The 3,955-nt window shown below is 71.9% G+C and carries 4 protein-coding genes; all 4 read right to left on the bottom strand.

The window, feature by feature from the left end:
• Positions 1–106: 106 nt before the first annotated feature.
• The 4 genes from DSY14_RS27205 to DSY14_RS27190 are packed head-to-tail and all read right to left on the bottom strand — an operon-like array spanning position 107 to position 3,819.
• Complete coding sequence (locus DSY14_RS27205) at positions 107–706, bottom strand: ATP/GTP-binding protein (protein WP_211719466.1); 600 nt, start codon at positions 704–706, stop codon at positions 107–109.
• Positions 707–716: 10 nt separating this feature from the next.
• Entirely contained in the window at positions 717–1,088 is a 372-nt protein-coding gene (locus DSY14_RS27200) for a DUF742 domain-containing protein (protein WP_211719465.1), read from the bottom strand.
• Positions 1,085–1,540: a roadblock/LC7 domain-containing protein gene (locus tag DSY14_RS27195; RefSeq protein ID WP_211719464.1), complete on the bottom strand. Its 456-nt coding sequence runs from the start codon at positions 1,538–1,540 to the stop codon at positions 1,085–1,087. The genes DSY14_RS27200 and DSY14_RS27195 overlap by 4 nt, the downstream gene beginning before the upstream one ends.
• Complete coding sequence (locus tag DSY14_RS27190; RefSeq protein ID WP_211719463.1) at positions 1,540–3,819, bottom strand: ATP-binding protein; 2,280 nt, start codon at positions 3,817–3,819, stop codon at positions 1,540–1,542. Before DSY14_RS27190 ends, DSY14_RS27195 begins: the two co-directional genes overlap by 1 nt.
• Positions 3,820–3,955 lie beyond the last annotated feature (136 nt).

The raw sequence follows: 3,955 nt of genomic DNA, 5'->3' as shown, positions 1-3,955 counted from the left end.
GTGTGGGGGCGGGTCCGACCGCGACGTCCCCACCCGGAGTGCCCCGACGCCCACGGGCGAGGGCGCGCCCACCGTGGGCCGCCCCCGCTCTCGACCCGTGGGCGGCTCAGGCCCCCGACAGCTCCAGACGCAGGACCAACGACACCAACTCCACCACCACACCCTTGACCGACTCCCGGTCGCGCGCGTCGCACAACGACAACGGCACCTCGTCGTGCAGGTCCAACGCCACTCGCACGTCCTCGGCCCGGTGGGTGAGTTGGCCGTCGAAACAGTTCACCGCCACCACGAACGGCACCCTCCGCGACTCGAAGAAGTCGATGGCGTCGAAGGAGTCCGCCAGGCGGCGCGTGTCGGCCAGCACCACCGCTCCCAGGGCGCCCACCGCCAACTCCTCCCACATGTAGGCGAACCGCCGCTGTCCCGGTGTGCCGAACAGGTACACCACCGTGTCGGCGTCCAGGGTGATGCGTCCGAAGTCCAACGCCACCGTCGTGGTGGTCTTGTCCTCCACACCGGCGAGGTCGTCGACCTCCACGCTCGGCTCGGTCATGATCTCCTCGGTGTGCAGCGACTCCACCTCGCTCAACGCCGACACCAGGGTCGTCTTGCCCGCCCCGAAGCCCCCGGCCACCACGATCTTCAACGTGTCGGGCACCGGAGGCACACCCGCCGTCGAGGCCGTCGAGGTCCACGTGTCCGTCATTCGATCCCTCTCACAGTTCCCGGATGCGGTCCAGCACCGAACGCAGGGTGCGCGCGTCCGGACGACGACGCTCCCAGTCCGAGGTGCGCACCCTCACCCGCCCCTGGTCCACCAGATCCGACAGCAACACCCGCAACACCCCGAGGGGGAACCCGGAGCGGGCGGCCACCTCGGCCACCGACACCGGCCGCGCGCACACCCGCAGGATCAGCTCCAACTCCGGATCCAGCTCGGGGAGCGCCACCGACGGCAGGGCCACCACCTGCGTGGTCACCGTCAGGTCCTCCCGGGAGGGACGGGTACGCCCTCCGGTGAGCGAATAGGGGCGGATCAGGCTCGACTCGGTCGACCACCCCTCGGCGCGACGCGGCCCGGGCCTCACCCCCGCTCCCTCCGCCCGCGAGGCAGTGCGGACAGGTAGGGGCCCACCTGGCGCACCAGTCGGTTCACCTCGAAGGCGGCCTGCCCCATGTCGCAGTCGGACACGGCCACCAACGCCAGCTGGGCGCCCTGACCCGCCGAGAGCACGAAGAAGAACACGTTGTCCATCTCCACCACGCTCTGGCGCACCTCGGCGGCCCCCAGTTCCCTGCGGGCTCCCCGGGCCAGACTGGCGAACCCGGCCGCGATCGCGGCGAGCCGTTCGGCCGATTCCTGGTCCAGGTCGGGGGAGATCGACAGGGGAAGTCCGTCGGTGGACAGCAACAGCGCGTGTCGCGCCCCGCCCACCCGTTCCACCAGGTCTCCCATGAGCCAGTTCAGCCTCTGTGCCGCCCAACCCGGGTCCTGTCCGTGGTCCCGGTCCTGTGCAGCGGTGTCCGCCGACATCGGCATCACCCTTCCGTGTCGTGGTCGTGTTCCGCACGCCCTCCTGGGCGGGGCGCGGGTGGGGTGTCCTGGGTCGCCGCGGCGCGCCCACGTTCGGTGCCGGCCTGGAAGGCGCTCATCATCGACTTGACCTGTGCCAGTGAGCGCGGCTCGCAGGGGCTCTCGCCCTCCGGTGAGGTCGGCGAGGCGGGTTCGGGGGCCCGTCGCCGGCGACGCGGCAGCCCCATGTGGGTGTCCCCTTCCACGGCCGGCGAGGGGCGGGGACCGCCCTCGCGCGCGGAGGGTCGACCACCGTCCACGGCGCGTGGTTCCCGCGTCGTCGTGACGCCGTCGTCGGACGACGGCGGGGTCGCCGGGTCGAGCGCCGCGTCCGCGGGGGAGGGTTCGATCGACAACACGTGCTCGGGCACGAGCACCGTCGCCTCGGTGCCCTGGAAGGGCTCGGCGCTCAGAAAGACCGTGAAACCGTGCCGCGCCGCGATGGTGGCCACCACGTACAACCCGAGTTGGGAGTCCTCCCGGGTACGGGCCAGGTCGAAACCGGGCGGGTCGGCCAGCAGGGTGTTGGCCGCCTCCAGGCGTTCCGGTCCCATGCCCAGCCCCGTGTCACGGACCCGGACGCGGTACCGATCGCCGTCGCGCGCGGCCTCCACGGTCACGTCGGTATCGGGCGGGGAGAAGGCGGTCGCGTTCTCCAGGAGCTCCGCGAGCAGCCGTACCAGGTCGGCCCCGGCCTCTCCGCGCAGCGACACCGATGGAACGGAGCGCACCCGCACCCGTGTGTAGTCCTCGATCTCCCCGGCGGCGGCCCGCACCGCCTCGTGCAGGCCCACGGTGGTGTCGCGGCGCCGGTGGGGTCGGTCACCGCTGAGCAGCATCAGGTTCTCGGCGTTGCGGCGCAGCTGGGTGCTGAAGTGGTCGATCCGGAACAGCGACTCCAGGACCGCCGGGTCGGTCTCCTTGCGTTCGAGCCGGTCCAGCAGGTCGAGTTGACGGTGGACCAGGGACTGGGTGCGCCGGGCGATGTTGCGGAACATGTTGCGCACTCCGGCGCGGACCTGGGCCTCCTCCACGGCCGCGGCCACGGCGGCGCGTTGGGCGTCGTCGAAGGCGGCGGCGACCTGGCCGAGCTCGTCCCGGTGGGTGATGCCCAGGCGCGGGACCTCGGTGTCGGCGTCCACCTCCTCTCCGGCGCGCAGACGGGCGGTGACCTCGGGTAGGCGCACGCGTGCGTGGTCCAGTGTCCGGGTGCGCAGCTCCTGGAGTCGGCGCCCCAGGCGTTGGGTGCCGTTCACGGCCACGACGGCGCACGCCAGGGCCACCAGGAGTGTGGGCACGGACAGCAGTAGGACACCGGTGCGAAGGTCCGCGGCGTGCTGTCGGCTCAGTGCGACCACGTGGGAGCGGCGCTCGTTCTCGACCTCGCGGATGCGGGTGTCGAGGGTCTCGGCGGCGCCCTGCCAGGTCTGGGCGTGGACGGGCACCCCGGCGCGGGGGCCGCGCACGGGGGTGCCGATCACGGTGTCCTGGAGCAGTTCGATGGTCTCCAGCTGTGAGGAGCCGTCCAGCAGGGCGAAGGCGTCGGTGTCGTCGCCGGCCTCGGCGTCCACACGGGACCAGGTGTGGCGCTGGGCGCCCACCGCGGCGGCGAAGGCGGCGTGGGCCTGTGGGGTGAAGGTGTTGGTGGCCACCGCGTGCGCCAGGATCGTGTCCTGTTGGTTGAGGAGTTCGCGTGTGCGCATCAGGGAGGTGAGCGAACGCAGGTGGGGGAGGAGGGCGTCGTCGGCCCGTTCGACCTGGGAGTCCCACACGCGGATACCGAGGTCGACGAGGTCGGTGTAGGGGGCGGCCGCCTCGGTGAGGACATCGGCGTCCGTGGTGAGCGCGTCGACGTTCTCGCGGTGCGTGGGGAGGTCGGCGAGACCGCTCCGGAACTCCAGCGCCTGGTCTGGGAGGGTGTCACGGTTCTGCGCGCTCAGGGCCAGAACGAAGGTGCCGATGGCCCGGTCGGTGTGGGCGCGGGCGGCGGTGAGATCGTCGGCGGAGCGTTCGGTGGGGGAGTCCAGAGCCGCGAGGGTCGCACGGCGTTCGCCCTGCAGGTGGTCGATGACGTCCGTGGTGGGGGTGCCGACCTCCTGGATGAGGGTGGCGGTGGTGCGCAGGTGCGCGATGTCCAGCGTCAGGGTGGTGGTGAACAGCGCCCACAGGGCGAGCAGGGCGGTGCTGGGGATGAGCACCAGAGTGATCATGCGGGCGCGAAGCGACCGACGCTTCTCCTGGGGCATGGGCTCGCTTTTCGGGGGAGTGGGAGGCGGGCCGGGGAACCGCCGGTGAGGGGAGGGGCGGGAGTTGCCCCAGAGCTAACCGCCGTAGTGGTGGTTTTGGCAAGGGTTTGAGGGCATTCGTGGCGAGTTGTGGCGG

The organism is Nocardiopsis sp. MG754419, assembly GCF_018207095.1.
In the GTDB taxonomy this organism is placed as follows: Bacteria; Actinomycetota; Actinomycetes; order Streptosporangiales; family Streptosporangiaceae; genus Nocardiopsis.
Note: the sequence above shows the minus strand (reverse complement) of the source record. Positions and strands in the feature narration are given on the sequence as shown.